The organism is Bosea sp. PAMC 26642 (assembly GCF_001562255.1).
Taxonomy (GTDB): domain Bacteria; phylum Pseudomonadota; class Alphaproteobacteria; order Rhizobiales; family Beijerinckiaceae; genus Allobosea.
The window spans coordinates 5,334,738-5,348,526 of the sequence record NZ_CP014301.1 but is presented as its reverse complement, the minus strand read 5'-3'; the positions used below and the strand labels follow the sequence as shown (position 1 = coordinate 5,348,526).

At 67.5% G+C, this 13,789-nt stretch carries 14 protein-coding genes; 5 read left to right on the top strand and 9 right to left on the bottom strand.

All coding sequences use genetic code 11. The features are described from left to right. The first annotated feature begins 163 nt into the window (after window positions 1-163). Window positions 164-1,063: a myo-inosose-2 dehydratase gene (gene iolE / locus AXW83_RS25570; protein WP_066619161.1), complete on the top strand. Its 900-nt coding sequence runs from the start codon at window positions 164-166 to the stop codon at window positions 1,061-1,063. A 14-nt stretch (window positions 1,064-1,077) separates the two neighbouring features. Next, window positions 1,078-1,887, top strand: coding sequence for a 5-deoxy-glucuronate isomerase (gene iolB, locus AXW83_RS25565; RefSeq protein ID WP_066619158.1), 810 nt, complete (start codon window positions 1,078-1,080; stop codon window positions 1,885-1,887). 10 nt (window positions 1,888-1,897) lie between these two features. On the opposite strand, the gene AXW83_RS25560 is transcribed toward iolB, so the two are convergent. Continuing rightward, window positions 1,898-2,830, bottom strand: coding sequence for a LysR family transcriptional regulator (locus tag AXW83_RS25560; protein ID WP_066619155.1), 933 nt, complete (start codon window positions 2,828-2,830; stop codon window positions 1,898-1,900). An 82-nt stretch (window positions 2,831-2,912) separates the two neighbouring features. Then, window positions 2,913-3,338 (bottom strand): DoxX family protein, encoded by a 426-nt coding sequence (locus AXW83_RS25555; protein WP_066619153.1) that lies wholly within the window; start codon window positions 3,336-3,338, stop codon window positions 2,913-2,915. A gap of 196 nt (window positions 3,339-3,534) precedes the next feature. Between AXW83_RS25555 and AXW83_RS25550 the strand changes: the two genes are divergently transcribed. Further along, window positions 3,535-4,467 carry a ring-cleaving dioxygenase gene (locus AXW83_RS25550; protein ID WP_066619145.1) on the top strand — a complete coding sequence of 311 codons (933 nt, stop codon included), beginning with the start codon at window positions 3,535-3,537 and terminating at the stop codon, window positions 4,465-4,467. Window positions 4,468-4,535: 68 nt separating this feature from the next. Beyond that, entirely contained in the window at window positions 4,536-5,156 is a 621-nt protein-coding gene (locus AXW83_RS25545) for an alpha/beta hydrolase (RefSeq protein ID WP_156640436.1), read from the top strand. A 187-nt stretch (window positions 5,157-5,343) separates the two neighbouring features. Here AXW83_RS25545 and AXW83_RS25540 read toward each other — a convergent pair whose 3' ends face one another. From AXW83_RS25540 to AXW83_RS25530, 3 genes are read right to left on the bottom strand one after another with little or no spacing between them, the layout of a single operon-like run. After that, the gene (locus tag AXW83_RS25540) at window positions 5,344-6,522 is read right to left on the bottom strand and encodes an ABC transporter substrate-binding protein (protein WP_066619141.1); all 1,179 of its coding nucleotides are present in this window, start codon (window positions 6,520-6,522) and stop codon (window positions 5,344-5,346) included. A 46-nt stretch (window positions 6,523-6,568) separates the two neighbouring features. After that, window positions 6,569-7,609 (bottom strand): N-acetylglucosamine-6-phosphate deacetylase, encoded by a 1,041-nt coding sequence (locus AXW83_RS25535; RefSeq protein ID WP_066619139.1) that lies wholly within the window; start codon window positions 7,607-7,609, stop codon window positions 6,569-6,571. Between the two features lie 9 nt (window positions 7,610-7,618). Continuing rightward, on the bottom strand, window positions 7,619-8,362 hold the full coding sequence (locus AXW83_RS25530; RefSeq protein ID WP_066619137.1) for a glucosamine-6-phosphate deaminase: 744 nt from the start codon (window positions 8,360-8,362) through the stop codon (window positions 7,619-7,621). A gap of 115 nt (window positions 8,363-8,477) precedes the next feature. Here AXW83_RS25530 and AXW83_RS25525 point away from each other — a divergent pair, with 115 nt between their 5' ends. Next, window positions 8,478-9,662, top strand: a complete 1,185-nt coding sequence (locus AXW83_RS25525) for an ROK family protein (RefSeq protein WP_066619135.1) — start codon at window positions 8,478-8,480, stop codon at window positions 9,660-9,662. Window positions 9,663-9,680: 18 nt separating this feature from the next. On the opposite strand, the gene AXW83_RS25520 is transcribed toward AXW83_RS25525, so the two are convergent. The 4 genes from AXW83_RS25520 to AXW83_RS25505 form a co-directional block, all read right to left on the bottom strand. Continuing rightward, on the bottom strand, window positions 9,681-10,727 hold the full coding sequence (locus tag AXW83_RS25520) for a histone deacetylase family protein (RefSeq protein ID WP_066619133.1): 1,047 nt from the start codon (window positions 10,725-10,727) through the stop codon (window positions 9,681-9,683). A 122-nt stretch (window positions 10,728-10,849) separates the two neighbouring features. Beyond that, entirely contained in the window at window positions 10,850-11,506 is a 657-nt protein-coding gene (locus AXW83_RS25515; RefSeq protein ID WP_066619131.1) for an ATP-binding cassette domain-containing protein, read from the bottom strand. Beyond that, window positions 11,503-13,179 carry an ABC transporter permease gene (locus AXW83_RS25510; protein WP_066619129.1) on the bottom strand — a complete coding sequence of 559 codons (1,677 nt, stop codon included), beginning with the start codon at window positions 13,177-13,179 and terminating at the stop codon, window positions 11,503-11,505. Before AXW83_RS25510 ends, AXW83_RS25515 begins: the two co-directional genes overlap by 4 nt. After that, window positions 13,179-13,787, bottom strand: a complete 609-nt coding sequence (locus tag AXW83_RS25505; RefSeq protein ID WP_066619127.1) for a TIGR04282 family arsenosugar biosynthesis glycosyltransferase — start codon at window positions 13,785-13,787, stop codon at window positions 13,179-13,181. Before AXW83_RS25505 ends, AXW83_RS25510 begins: the two co-directional genes overlap by 1 nt. Window positions 13,788-13,789 lie beyond the last annotated feature (2 nt).

Genomic DNA, 13,789 nt, shown 5'->3' with positions numbered 1-13,789 from the left:
TGGAAATCCCGCGTCATCCCGGACAAGCCGCGTAGCGGCGCCGATCCGGGATCCATCATAGGGTACGCCGGTGCTCTACGATGGATCCCGGGTCTGCGCTTCGCTTGCCCGGGATGACGGCGTGTTTCCATCGCATCATGACAGGCCGCAGAAGGACCAAGACATGCCTATCCGCATCGGCGCCAACCCCATCGGCTGGTCGAACGACGATCTTCAGGAGATCGGCGGGGCGACCTCGCTCGAAACCTGTCTTGCCGAGGCAAAGGAGGCCGGCTTCGTCGGCATGGAGCTCGGCCACAAGTTTCCGCGCGAGCCTGCGGCTCTGAAAGCGGCTCTCGAACCGTTCGGAATGGCCTGCATCTCGGGCTGGTATTCGGCCGAACTGCTGCTGCGCGATGCCGATGCGGAGATGACGCATCTGCGGCCGCATCTCGACCTGCTCAAGGCGATGGGCTCGACCGTGCTGGTCTTCGCCGAGACCTCGAACGCGATCCATGGCGACCGGTCGAAGCCGCTATCGCAGCGGCCGATCCTGAAGGCGAGCGAGTGGGCGCGCTTCGGCGAGCGGATGACGCAGGTGGCCGAACGGACATGGGCCGAGGGCGTCCGGCTGGTCTATCACCATCACATGGGAACCGTGGTCGAGAGCGAGGCCGATATCGACGCCCTGATGGCTTCGACCGGCGATGCGGTGCATCTGCTGCTAGACACCGGCCACGCGACCTGGGGCGGGGCCGATCCGGCCGTGCTGGCGGCGCGCTATCGCGAGCGGATCAGCCATGTCCATGCCAAGGACGTGCGCAAGGCGGTGATGGCGCAGGCGGCGACCGGAAACTGGAGCTTCCTCGACGCCGTGCTGGGCAAGGGCGATGAACTCGGCGTCTACACCGTGCCGGGCGACGGCGTGGTCGACTATCCGGCGGTGTTTCGGGCGCTGCCCGGCTATTCCGGCTGGGTCGTGGTCGAGGCCGAGCAGGATCCGGAGAAAGCGCACCCGCTGACCTATGCCAAGAAGGGCGTCGCCCATCTCAAGCAGAGCCTGAAGGAGGCCGGGCTGATCTAAGCCCGGAGACCGCCATGTCGAAACTTCTCATCAAACCCTGCGCTCCCGATACTGAGGGCTGCATCCATGAGGTCACGCCGCAATCGGCCGGCTGGAGCCATGTCGGGTTCGCCGTCCACCGGCTGACCGACGGCCAGAGCCTGTCGCGCGAGACAGGCGACCGGGAAATCTGCCTCGTGCTGCTCTCTGGCAAGGTCGCCGCCAGCGCCGGCGGGGCGGAGTTCGGCGTAATCGGCGGACGCAATTCGCCCTTCGAGCCCGATCCGTGGTCGCTCTATGTGCCGGCGGGCTCGTCCTGGCGCGTCACGGCGCAGGGGCCTTGCGAATTCGCGATCTGCTCGGCGCCGGGCAAACCGGGGCGCGAGCCGCGCCTGATAGCGCCCGGCCGAGTCGAATGCCTGACGCGCGGCAGCGGCACCAACACCCGCCATGTCCGCAACATCCTGCCCGAGACCGAGCTCGCGGACGGATTGCTGGTCGTCGAGGTGATCACGCCCTCCGGCAGCTGGTCGAGCTATCCGCCGCACAAGCACGACCGGGACGCTCTGCCACAGGAATCTCTGCTGGAGGAGACCTATTACCATCGGCTCTCGCCGCCGCAGGGCTTTGCCCTGCAGCGCGTCTATACAGACGACCGCTCGCTCGACGAGACGCTTGCGGCTGAGGATGGCGATGTCGTTCTGGTGCCGAAGGGCTACCATCCGGTCGCGGCGCCGCATGGCTACGAGCTTTACTATCTCAACGTGATGGCCGGGCCGAAACGCGTATGGAAATTCGCCAACGACCCGGCGCATGAGTGGATGCTGAGCCGCCCGGCCTCCTGAATTCCGCGTGTCAAACGACCGTCGCCGAAATCCCCTTCCCGCCCTCGATCAGCGGCTTCAGCCGGCCGATCTCGGCTGCGACGAAGTCGAGGAACAGCCGCACGCGGGGCGAATGCCTCAGATCGGGATGGGTCAGGAGCCAGAGATCGGCCGAGAAGCCGGGATCGGGCGCCGCCAGCCGGATCAGGCCGGGTTTCGTGTCGGCGATGAAGCAGGGCAGGAAGCCGATGCCGATGCCCGCCTCCACCGCCTCCGCCAGCCCGAGCACGGTGTTGACCTTATAGACGATGCGCTCGGGCGCGACATGCTCGGCAAGGTATTTGACCGCCTTGAGGCCGGTGAACTGATCGCCGAGCGAGACCCAGTTGCGGCCCCACAGCGCCTCGATCCCAGCATCCGTCTCACCGACAAAATCGGAAGCGCGACCATAGAGCGCCCAGGCGATGCGGGCGGCGCGGCGGCCGACCAGCGTCTCCGGCGGGCGGTCGGTGGCGCGGATCGCGACATCCGCATCGCGCTTGGAAAGATTGAGAGACTGGTTGCTGAGCAACAGGTCGAGCCGGATATCGGGACATTGCGCGAGGAAGGCGGCGAAGATCGGCGTGAGCAGATCCACCAGCAGCGTGTCGTTGGTGGTGACGCGCAATTCGCCGGCCGGCTTGATCTCCTGGCCGGCGAGCCTGATCGCGAAAGCGCTGATGTCGCTGTCGAAGCGCTCTGCGAGCAGCGTCATCTCCTCGCCGGCTGGCGTTGCGACATAGCCGCTGCGATGGCGCTCGAACAGCTTCAGGCCGATCGCCTCCTCGATCTGGCCGAGGCGGCGGAACACCGTCGAATGGTTCAGCCCGAGCGAGGTCGCTGCTGCCGGCAAGGCGCGTGTTTCGGCGATCGCCTTGATCAGTCGGAAGTCGTCCCAGGCCAGCGTCTTCGTCGCAAGGTTCATGTGCGGCACTCTCGGGCATGGCTTCGCCGCCATCAAGGGCAAGCCTCGATGGCGGCGAAACGCAGCGTAGGGACAGGCAGTCTCAGGCCGAGACGGGCGTGCCCGCCCAGGCAAGGCGTGCCGGCTTCAGCGCTAAGGCGCCGTCGCCGATCAGGCCATGGGCGAGCGCTGCGAGCGCCAGGAAAGCCGGGTACTCCCAGCCGCCATTGGGGGCCTTGAAGACCCAGCCATTGGGGGCATGAACCATCAGGGCGCCGAGCAGCACCGGCAGCAGCAGCAGCGAGACATAGCGGCCGTAGAAGCCGGTCAGGATGGCGAGGCCGCCGAGAAGCTCGGCCAGGATGATCGGCCAGGCAAGGAACGCCGGCAGGCCGACCTGTCCAAGGAAGCCGGCAAAGCCGGCGGGCGTGAAGATCACGAGCTTGAGATAGGCGTGGGCGATGAACATCAGGCCGAGCGCGACGCGCAAGGCCAGCGCGCCGTAAGGGGCGAGGCGATTGTCGATCATGGGTCAGTCTCCAAAGAGACCGGGCTGGTCTCGGTTCAGAAAATGATCCAATCTCAACGCAATGCAAGAAGCTCGAATTCAATCTCGGTATTGCGTCAACGCAATGTACCGCCACTGGCGTTTTCGGTCCGCAGAGCCAATCTTCAGCGCCAACGGGGCTTCGGCCTTGGCCTTTCTCACCTGGAGGATCAGCATCATGCAGATCAACGGCATCCACCACGTTACCGCGATCGCCGGCCCCGCGCGCCGCAATCTCGACTTCTACGGCCGCGTGCTCAGCCTGCGCCTGGTCAAGAAGACCGTCAATTTCGACGATCCCGGCACTTATCATCTTTACTATGGCGACGCCGCCGGCGCGCCGGGCACCATCCTGACGTTCTTTCCCTGGGAGCATGCCGCTCCCGGCCGGCTCGGTGTCGGCGAGACGCAGGAGACTGTGTTCCGGGTTCCGGCAGGCGCGATCGGCTACTGGACGCATCGCCTCGTGGCGCATGGCGTTCCCCATGATGCGCCGGTGAAGCGCTTCGGCGAGACCGTCCTGTCCTTCCGCGATCCCGACGGGATGCGGCTGGCGCTGGTCGGTGTTCCGGGCATCGAGAACGAGACCGCCTGGGACGGCAGCGACATCCCGCCCGAGTCGGCGATCCGCGGCTTCCACAGCGTCAGCCTGCTGCTCGACGACGCCGCCGCGACCGGCACTATCCTGAGCGACGTCTTCGGCTTCAGGGAGATCGGCCGCGAGGACACCACCATCCGCTATGGCGTGGATGGCGGTGTCCTCGGCAAGGTGGTCGACCTGCGGGTCGCAGGCGGGTTCCTGCCGGCCCGGCAGGGCGCGGGCTCGGTGCACCATATCGCCTTCCGCGCCGCCGACGATGCGGCGCAGGAGGAGATGGTGCGGCTGCTGGCCGAGAACCACGGCATCCGCACGACGGAGCAGAGGGACCGGAACTACTTCCGCTCCGTCTACTTCCGCGAGCCGGGCCGCGTCCTGTTCGAGATCGCGACCGACGTCCCCGGTTTTGCCGTCGACGAGCCTGCAGCGACCCTCGGGCAGGCGTTGAAGCTGCCGGCAGGGCTGGAAGCCCAGCGCGCCCGCATCGAGACACTGCTGCCGGAACTCGCCTGACATCTGCCGCCCCGCGTCCCTGCGATGCGGGGCGGCAACTGCCCTGCCCTCTTATCTGGAGAATCACGATGGACGCTGTCGCGACCACGAACTTCATCCACGTCTTCGAGCCGGGCACGGACGCAGGCCGCGCGCCCTTGCTGCTGCTTCACGGCACCGGGGGCGACGAACGCGACCTGCTGCCGCTCGGGCGCATGGTGGCGCCGGGCGCGAGCCTGCTCTCGCCGCGCGGAAAGGTACTGGAAGGGGCGATGCCGCGCTTCTTCCGGCGGCTGGCCGAGGGCGTCTTCGACGAGGCCGACCTGACCGCCCGCACGCATGAACTCGCGGATTTCGTGATGGAATCGCGCGAGCGTCACGGCCTGCCGGCACCGATCGCGCTGGGCTTCTCGAACGGCGCCAACATCGCCGCGAGCCTTTTGCTGCTGCGGCCGGAGGTGCTGGCGGGGGCTGCGCTTCTGCGGGCCATGTCGCCATTCCGGCAGCCGCCGAGCGCCGATCTCGCCGGCAAACGCGTGTTGATGCTGTCGGGCGCGCTCGACCCGATCATTCCGGCCGCAGATTCCGAGTGGCTGGCGAGAACGCTGTCGGGCAACGGGGCCATTGTCGATCACCGCATCCTGCCGACCGGGCATGGCCTGTCGCAGGCCGATGTCGGGCTGGTTCGGGACTGGCTCGTCAAGGGCTGAGCAGGCGGCACCACCGCCGTCATTCCGGGGCGGCCCGAAGGGCCGAACGCGGAACCCACGACCGGGTGAGGTTGATTGACCGGGTATCCGTTCTCACGGAGCCCGGTCGTGGGTTCCGGGTTCTTCGCTACGCGAAGCCCCGGAATGACCAAGGTGGCACCGATCAACTCGATGCCGATCGGGCGCCCTACTTCGCGCGCTTCGAACCGACCAGTTCGTCCCATTTGCGGAAGGCCACAACCATCTTCTCGGGCTTCAGCGGCAGTTCGATCGGGTTGTTGGCGATCAGGTCGGCATATTCGGGCCGGCCAAACTCGGCGATGACCTTCTGGCTGGCTTCGGGCGCAAGCGAGAGCGGCACGTTCTTCACAGCCGGGCCGGGATAGAGATAGCCCTCGTCATAGGAATAGGCCTGCATCTTCGGCGTCAGAACGAAGGCCATCATGTCGAGCACCACCGCGAGGCGGTCGTCCGGCACGCCTTTGGGTACGCACATGAAGAAGGCGTCGGAGACCCAGTGGAAGCCCTTCAGGGTCTGGATCTTCGCTTCCTTCGGCACGATGCCGAGCGCGCGCGGGTTGATGTCCCAGCCGGTGGTCGAGATGATGATGTCGCGCGAGCCCTCGCCGAACTCCTTCATCGTCGCGCCCGTGCCCGCCGGGTAATATTCGACGTATTTTCCAAGTTCGGCGAGATAAGCCCAGGTCTTGTCCCAGCCGCCGACCGGGTCCTGGGGATCCTTGTCGCCGAGGATGTAGGGCAGCCCCATCATGAAGGTGCGGCCGGGGCCGGAATTGGCCGGGCGGGCATACATGAAGCGGTTGGGGTTGGCCTTGGCCCAGGCGAGCAGTTCCTCGGCCGTGGTCGGCGGCGCCTTGACCCGATCGGGCATGTATTCGAGCAGCGGCCCGGAGGGATAGTAGTTCACGACGACGCCGAAGCCGTCGCCCTGGACCTTGTGCAGGTTCAGCGCGGCGGGCTCGTAATTCGCCTCGATGTTCGGGAATTTGTCGGCGTAATCGGGCAGGATCTTGAGCCAGAGCTTCTGGTCGAGACCGGCGGCCAGCCCGTCGCTGCCGGTCAGGACGAGATCGAGATCGGCGCGGCCGGCCTCCTGCTGCGCCTTGATCTTGCTGGCGAGTTCGGGCGCCGGGGCCTTCACGAAGGCGATGCGCGAGACCAGCTTGGGGTTGGCGGTTCGGTAGTCCTCGAAGGCCTTCTGCATCAGCGCAAGAGCACCGCCGACATCGATCACGCTGATCGTGACGGGCGCGCTCGGCAGTGCCGGCGAGGCCGCGAAGGCGGCCGGCCCGCCGGCGGCGATCGCGCCGATGCCGCCCAAGACGGTGCGGCGGTCCAGTCCCATTGTATCGCGTTTCATCCCGGCTCTCCCCTTATGTGTTTGCGACAGGCTAGCTGACGGCCATGTCCAGGCCGTAGCGGCGTTCGATCGGGCCGATGCGTATGCGCCGAACCGCGAGATCCGCGCTCCATTCGACCTCGCTTTCGGGCTCGGCCAAGCCGTAAGCGGCGAGCGCGGAAGCAAGCAAAGCGAGCGGGGTCCTCGAGGCCATAGCCAGCGCCTCCTCGACTGTAGCCAATCCCCAGGCAACGAGATTGCGGACTGCTTGGTCGAGGCAAAGTGCCGAACCTGCAAGGGAAGTAGCACCGGGCAAGCGGACCGCGCCACTGGGCGTGCGGTCGATCTCCATGCCGGCGAAGCGATAGCGGCCGGGCTTTGCCGCGGCAGCGGCGACGGCGTCCGTCACCAGGATGGAGCGGGCCAGCCCCTTGGCGCGCAACAGCGATTGCAGCGCCTTGGGATGAAGATGGATGCCGTCGGCGATGAAGCTCGCCTGCAGCCGGTCCTCGGCCAGTTGCGCGAAGATCGGATTTTCGAGCTTGTGCATGGACTGCGGCATGCCGTTGCCGAGATGCGTCACCAGGCGCGCGCCGGCATCAGTTGCGGCGGCGACCTGGGCGAAATCGGCGGCACTGTGGCCGAGAGCGACGATGACTCCCTGGTCGGCAAGCGTCGCGGTCAGGGCGAGTGCGCCATCGATCTCCGGGGCAAGCGTGACCATCAGGATCGGCCGCGACACCAGCCCTTGCAACCGGGCGACGAGCGCGGGATCGGCGGCCGTCATCGCCTCGGGCGGATGGCAGCCACGATGGCCCGGCGCCGGGTTCAGGAACGGGCCTTCGAGATGATAGCCGGGACACATCGCGGACCCGAGCCGGCTGCCGGAGATGGCGGCATCGAGGGCAAGGAAGCGTGCTTCCAATTCGTCGGGATGGGCGGTGATGATCGTCGGCAGGCAGGTGGTGACGCCGGTGGCGAGCATCGCCTCCAGCGCGTGATCCATTTCGGCCGGGGTGATCGTGCCGGAATTGAAATCGATGCCGGCGAAGCCGTTGACCTGGAGATCGACAAGGCCGGCCGAGATCGTCATCGATCGCCCTCAGCCCTTGCGCAGCAGCGAGGCTGCCGGCGGATCGAGGAACAGCATCGTGTTGGGGTGCGTCTGCAGGATCGAGGCCGGATGCAGCGGGCTGACAGGCCCCTCGATCGCATCGCGCGCGGCCTTCGCCTTGCGTTCGTCGGAGACTGACAGGACGATCAACGCGCTCTTCATGATCTGGCGCACGCTCATCGAGATCGCACGCTCGGGAACCGACTCGAAAGTCGGGAACCAGCCCTCGCCGAACTGCTGCTGGCGGCAGGCCTCGTCGAGCGTCACGACGATATAGGGCTCGTCCGTGTCGAAATCGGCGGGGGGATCGTTGAAGGCGAGGTGGCAGTTCTCGCCGATGCCCGCGAAGCAGACATCGATACGCCGGCCCGCGATCAGCGCATTCAGGCGCCGCGTCTCGGCCTCCGGATCGCCCTCGCCATCGACCGGGATAAAGGTCGGCACGTCGCTCAGGGGCGCCATGAAGCGCAGGCGCAGATAGCGTCGGAAGCTCGCCGGATGGGCCTCGCTCAAACCGACATATTCATCGAGATGGAAGGCTGTGACCTTGCTCCAGTCGATATCAGGCGCCGCGACGAGTTGCTGAAGTACCTCGAACTGGCTGGCGCCGGTCGCAACGATGATCGTCGATTCGCCATGCCGGGCAATCGCATCGCGGATCGCCGCAGCGCCGAGCGCGGCGGCCTGTGCGCCAAGGCTGTTCTTATCGGGAACGACGCGGATATCGAGCATGTATTTTTGAACCGTATTGATCGAATTGGTTTGGAAACTTGCGATACCAGTCTAGAAAAGCCCTCGGATTCCGCAATCACTATTTTTGAACTGATTGGTTTGAAATGAGGCAATCATGGCGCTGGTGACGATCGAGGACATCGCCCTCGCCAATCCGCAGGAGCGCGACCGCGCCCGGGTCTACGGGCTCGTCGCCGGCGGGCTCGCCCAGTCACGCGCCGAGGCAGGGCGGCTTTCGGGCCTGCGCTCGACCACGATCTCGCGCGTCGTTGCAGATCTCGTTGAACGCGGACTCCTGATCGAGAGCGTCGGCGGCAATGCCGGGCGAGGCCGGCCGGCGGGCGTGCTCATCGCCAATGCGCGGCGCATCGGCGGCTCGGTGATCCATGTGGTGAGCCAATCGCTCGCAGGCGCGCTGGTCGATCTCAATGGTCAGGTCATCGCGGAGCGGATGGTGCCGATCGCGCGCGAGGCCGACAACGGCGCGATGGCACAAGCGATGGCGAGCCTGGCCGCCGACCTGCTTGCAGCGACTCCCCACGGCATGGCCCATGCTGGCACGGTCGTGTCGCTCTCGGGGCTGATCGACCTGCGGCACAAGCAATGGGTCATGGCCTCGCGCTGGCCTCGCATGCGCAGCCTCGACATCGCCGCGCTGCTCGAACCCATCGCCGGACCGGTCGAGATCTGCCGCAACCTGGATGCCGAGCTGCGGGCGCGGGTGGCACGCGAACCGGAGCGCTTTTCCGGGGGGACATTGCTGCTGCACTGGGGCTGGGGTATCGGGCTGGCGCACGCTGTCGATGGCGAGCCGCTGGCGCCGGCGGGGGGACCGTTCGGCGAGATCGGTCATTGGCGCTTTTCAGTATTGGACAAGCGTCGCTGCGGCTGCGGCAACACCGCTTGCCTCGAAACAGGGGCGGCGCTCTGGGCGCTGCTGCCGGTGCTGCAGGAACGCTGGCCTGAACTCGGAGAGGACGAAGACGGGCTGGCCGAGGCGCTGCCCGCCTGCGATCTGCTGGGCGTTCCCGAGGTCAAGGAGGCGGCGCGCATCCTGGCGCGGGCGCTTGCCAACGTCTGCCGGCTGCTTTTCCCCAGCCGGATCGTCGTCAGCGGGCCGCTCGTCGCCAACGCAGCGCTCTGGGCGCATTTCGATGCGCTGTTTCGGCAGGAGGGCGCTATGGAGGGGCTCGCGGTCCCGCAGCTCTCGGCAGTCCGCGCCAGCCAGAGCTACGAAATCCACGGTGCCGCCGCGCCCCTGCTCGGCCGTGCGGCGCGAGCGCTGCTGGCGGGGCCGTAACGGGTGACAGACTTAAGGTCAGACGCCGTCGAACCCGGCAATGAAGGCATCGAGGCAGCTGCCGATAGCCTCGATCGCATAGCCGCCCTCCTGCACGACCAGCGTCGGCAGGCGAAGCGCCGCGACCTTGGCGCCGATCGTGCCGAAATCGGCGCTCTCCAGCTTCAGAACGCCGATCGGGTCGTCCTTGTGGGCGTCGTAGCCGAGCGCGACGACAAGAGCCTGCGCGCCGAAGTCACGGATCGCCCGCCCGGCCCGATCGACGGCGGCATCCATCTCGGCGCCGCCCGCCCCATGCGACAGTGGGAGATTCAGGTTGAAGCCTTCGCCGGGCCCGTTTCCGCGCTCGTCGTCATAGCCGGTGAAGAAGGGGTAATAGTTCGTGGGGTCGGCATGGATCGAGACCGTCAGCACGTCGTCGCGGCGGTAGAAGATCTGCTGCGTGCCATCGCCGTGGTGGGCGTCGACATCCAGGATCGCGACCTTGGCGAATGTCGAGCGGAGGCGCTGCGCCGCGACGGCCGTGTTGTTGACGTAGCAGAAGCCCGTCGCACGGTCGGCGCGGGCGTGATGGCCGGAGGGGCGGCACAGCGCGTAGACGGCGCGATCGCCGGCCAGCACGGCGTCTGCCGCGGAGACGGCGGTCTCGGCCGAGCGCAGGGTCGAAAGCCAGCAATGCTCGCCGACCGGCACCGAGAGATCGCCGAGATACCAGCCGAGCTGGCCCATGATGCCGGTCGGGCGGCAGGGCGGGCGCACCGCCTCGTCGGTCCGGCCGCTCCAATAGGGAAAGGTGTTGGGCCAGGCTTCCGGCCCACGCTCGGGCAGTTCCTGCCAACGCTGCCAGATGGTCTCGAGGAAACGCACGAAGCCGGCGTCGTGGATCGCCAGGATCGGATCGACGCCGTGCGCGGCCGGCAGCTCTGGCACGATCCCGTGCTTGTCCAACGCGCCGAGCAGTTGCGCCGTTCGTTCCGGCAGGTCCTTGGGCGCGACGATGCGGCCGAAGCGCATATATTGCTGGGGATCGTGGAGAGCCTGTTCGGGATGGTAGAAGGCGCGCATGCGGGTCAGATCCTCGACGACGTGACGTGAATGGTTCGGCGGCCGATGCTAGCAACGCCACGCGGCGCGGTCAGCCCCGGCCGCGCGGCCAGGGCCTGCGCCTGAAACAGACCAGGCTCCGATCATGCAAGCCGGAGCACATCCCCGCCCGCGGCCTGCGCATCCTGCGGATCGTGCGTGACCATGAGGACAGGCAGCGCGCGACGCCGCGCCTGCGCAAAGATCATCTCGCGAAAAGCGGCCCTGAGTTCGCTGTCGAGCTTCGAGAACGGCTCGTCGAGCAGGAGCGCACGCGGCTGCGAAAGCAGGACACGCATCAAAGCGATGCGGGCGCGCTGCCCGCCCGAGAGGGTGGCGGGATCGCGTTCGCCGAAGCCCGACAGGTCGGCATCCGCCAGCGCCTGCTCGACGAACCGATGCCGTTCGGCCTTGTCCCTGATCTGCGCCGGCACGCCGAACAGCAGATTCCCCGCGACCGAGAGGTGCGGGAACAGCAGATCATCCTGGAAGAGCAGGCCGATGCGGCGCCTCTCCGGCCTCAGCGCCGCCACGTCGACGCCGTCGAGCAGCACGGCGCCTTCTGCGCGGAAGACCCGGGTGTCGAGGAAACCGGCGATATAAGCGAGCAGGCTCGACTTGCCGGACCCACTGGGACCCATGACGGTCGCGACCGAACCGGGCGCGACGGTCAGGGCCAACCGCCCGATCAGCGGCTCGCGACCGAGGCCGATTGCGACGTTGCGCAGTTCGAGCGCGCCATTCGGGGTTTGATCGCTCACAACAAACCTCTGCGGTTGCGGAAGACGAGGCGCGGGAGCGTCAGCGCGATGCCGTAGCAGGCCAGCGGCACGACCGATTGCATGAAGCCGAGGACTCCGATGGTGGCGCGGTCAGCCCCGCTCGACAGCGTCAGGGCATCGGTCGTGATGGTCGATATGCGGCCGGCGCCCGCGAAGATCGTCGCCAGATACTGCCCGATGCTGACGGCGATTCCGACCGCAGCCGCGATCAGGATCGGCCGCAGCAGCATCGGCAGCTTGATCGCCAGCAGGACGCGCCCGGGCGACGCTCCAAGGCTCGTTGCGCTGCGCGCCAAGCGCGGATCGAGCGCGCGCCAGGGATCGGCAAGGCTCAGGAAGACGTAAGGCAGCACGAAGACGAGGTGCGCCCAAACGACGGCCAGCAGCGTGCCGTCGAGCCGCAGGCGCACGAGCGCGACCTGCAGGCCGAACAGGAAGGCGATCTGCGGCACGAGCAGCGGCAGATAGAGCAGCCAGAGCACACCATTGCCGGGCCTGCGGGCTTTTCGCGATTCATGTTCGAGGCAGCCGAGACACAGGGCCAGCGCGACCAGCGTCGCGGCGCAGGCGATGGTCAGCGTGGTCGCGAGCCCCGTGGCAAGACGTCCGGACATCCCCATCCAGGCATCGAAGCTCCAGACACGCGGCAGGGAGGATGCGAATGGCCAGCTGCCCGCGATCGACCAGAGAGCGAGCCCCAGCAGCGCGAGCAGGCCGAGGCTGAGGATGAGCGTGGCGAGGCCGGCGAGCATCGGTAGGACGAAATCGGCGAGGCCAGAGCGCCCGCCTCGCGTAATCCAGCGGCGGCCGGCGCGCGCGATCAGATGCTCGACTAACAGCGACAGGACCAGTCCGGCGATGACGATGCCGAGCTGGAGGACACCCGTCGCGGCGGCGGGCAGATATTGCGCGAGGTCGTAGTCTGAGAACCAGCGCGTCGCGAGCACGGCAAGCGGCGGCGGGGTGCCCGGCCCAAGTACCAGCGCCTGATCGACCACCGACAGCGAATAGGCGATGACGGCATAGAAGGGCAGGCGGATCTGCGGCCAGAGCTGGGGCAGGACGAGCTTCAGCCAGGCCGTCGTGGGAGCATAGCCCATGGCGCGGGCGCAGGCGACGAGTCGGAGGGCCGGAACCTGGCCGAGCGCGGCCGTCAGCGTGATCGCGAGATAGGGTATCTCCTTGACGAGCAGACCTGCGACCAGCGCCAGCCCATGGGGATCGCGAATGGTGACGAGATCGCCCGGCGGGCGGGTCCAGCCGGTGAGTTCGGGCGAGATCACGCGGACGATCCAGCCCGAGGGCGCCAGGACGAAGGCGAGGCCGAGCGCGACGGAGGCGTGCGGCGAGGCGAGAAGCGGCGTCAATGCGGTCTGGATGCGGGCGAACCAGCGCGTTCCCGAGAGCATGGCGACGAGCGACACCGCCCCGAGCAGTGACAGCAGGCTCGCCAAGGCGCCGACGCCCAGCGTCAGTTTTAGCGCCGAGGCGAAGCCCGGCCAGGCGAAGAGGGTGCGGAAGGGATCGAGCGAGAGCTCGACCGCGCCGATGGCAGGGAGATAGCCGAAGGCCGGCGCGATCGTGCCCGCGAGCCCGACGAGGACGGGGCAGAGGAACAGGAACAACGTCAAGGGTGGCACGAGGCGCAGCATCAGCGCGTCCTGCCATGGACCGGCAGGCGCTTCCAGCGGCGCCAGTCGTTGGCGTCGTCGACATCGAACAGGGTTGCCGCGAGCGCGACGCTGCGGCTGGCGAGATTGGCGCGCGTGTCTGCAAGGGCGTGCGGGCTCGACCAGCGAACACGCTCGAAAACGCCGGCCGGCCGGAAACCGGCCCTGAGGCCGACCAGCCAGTAGCCGCCATCTTCCGCCGGGCCGAAGACGGCATCGTGGCTGCGCAGCGCGTCGAAGGCGGCCGCTATATGGGCCGCCGTAATACCCGGAATGTCCGAACCGACCAGCACGACAGGCCCGTGGGGGGCCGCAACGAACTGCTCCAACATGCGGACCCCGAGATCGCCGCGCGCCTGCGGGCGACGGGCGAGCGTGGGCGGCCAGAAGCAGGCTCTGGTCGCGCGAGGCGGATCGACGGCCAGGATCGTACGCCAGCGCGGATCACCACCGAGGCGGCGCAACAGAGCCGCCATTGCGGTCCGGTAGAACCGCAGCGCCTCGATGGCGCCGATCTGCCGGGCGAGCCGCGTCTTGGCGCGTCCGACGATCGGAGCCTTGACCATGATCACGAGCGTGCGGGTCTGCATCG

Bases quoted from the DNA above. Each gene is read 5' to 3' on its own strand.
- iolE (WP_066619161.1), top strand. From the start codon at position 164: ATGCCTATCCGCATCGGCGCCAACCCCATCGGCTGGTCGAACGACGAT.
- iolB (WP_066619158.1), top strand. From the start codon at position 1,078: ATGTCGAAACTTCTCATCAAACCCTGCGCTCCCGATACTGAGGGCTGC.
- AXW83_RS25560 (WP_066619155.1), bottom strand. From the start codon at position 2,830: ATGAACCTTGCGACGAAGACGCTGGCCTGGGACGACTTCCGACTGATC.
- AXW83_RS25555 (WP_066619153.1), bottom strand. From the start codon at position 3,338: ATGATCGACAATCGCCTCGCCCCTTACGGCGCGCTGGCCTTGCGCGTC.
- AXW83_RS25550 (WP_066619145.1), top strand. From the start codon at position 3,535: ATGCAGATCAACGGCATCCACCACGTTACCGCGATCGCCGGCCCCGCG.
- AXW83_RS25545 (WP_156640436.1), top strand. From the start codon at position 4,536: ATGGACGCTGTCGCGACCACGAACTTCATCCACGTCTTCGAGCCGGGC.
- AXW83_RS25540 (WP_066619141.1), bottom strand. From the start codon at position 6,522: ATGGGACTGGACCGCCGCACCGTCTTGGGCGGCATCGGCGCGATCGCC.
- AXW83_RS25535 (WP_066619139.1), bottom strand. From the start codon at position 7,609: ATGACGATCTCGGCCGGCCTTGTCGATCTCCAGGTCAACGGCTTCGCC.
- AXW83_RS25530 (WP_066619137.1), bottom strand. From the start codon at position 8,362: ATGCTCGATATCCGCGTCGTTCCCGATAAGAACAGCCTTGGCGCACAG.
- AXW83_RS25525 (WP_066619135.1), top strand. From the start codon at position 8,478: ATGGCGCTGGTGACGATCGAGGACATCGCCCTCGCCAATCCGCAGGAG.
- AXW83_RS25520 (WP_066619133.1), bottom strand. From the start codon at position 10,727: ATGCGCGCCTTCTACCATCCCGAACAGGCTCTCCACGATCCCCAGCAA.
- AXW83_RS25510 (WP_066619129.1), bottom strand. From the start codon at position 13,179: ATGCTGCGCCTCGTGCCACCCTTGACGTTGTTCCTGTTCCTCTGCCCC.
- AXW83_RS25505 (WP_066619127.1), bottom strand. From the start codon at position 13,787: ATGCAGACCCGCACGCTCGTGATCATGGTCAAGGCTCCGATCGTCGGA.